This window comes from Lactobacillus sp. M0396 (assembly GCF_016101625.1).
GTDB classification, from domain to species: domain Bacteria; phylum Bacillota; class Bacilli; order Lactobacillales; family Lactobacillaceae; genus Lactobacillus; species Lactobacillus huangpiensis.
Genome location: NZ_JACFQE010000030.1, coordinates 1 through 217, shown reverse-complemented (window position 1 = coordinate 217; position 217 = coordinate 1). Strand labels below are relative to the sequence as shown.

General features: G+C 35.5%; 1 protein-coding gene. It reads left to right on the top strand.

The window, feature by feature from the left end; translation table 11 throughout:
- Window positions 1-185: IS3 family transposase (locus tag H3T43_RS09330; RefSeq protein ID WP_198214180.1), on the top strand; the 185-nt coding region annotated here is incomplete at its 5' end.
- Between the last annotated feature and the right edge of the window lie 32 nt (window positions 186-217).

Below are 217 nucleotides of genomic sequence, written 5' to 3'. Positions count from 1 at the left end.
TAATGGAAGGCTTCTTCGGGATACTCAAGCGAGAAATGTTTTATGGTTTTGAAAAGCACTTTAAGAATCTCACTGAACTGGAAGAGGCGATTAGAGACTACATTGAATATTACAATCAGAAAAGAATCAAGATCAAACTAAAAGGACTAACTCCGCTTGAATATCGGCAATTAGTCCTTAGTTAGCAGCTAATATAAAGTGTCCTAATTTTAGGGTT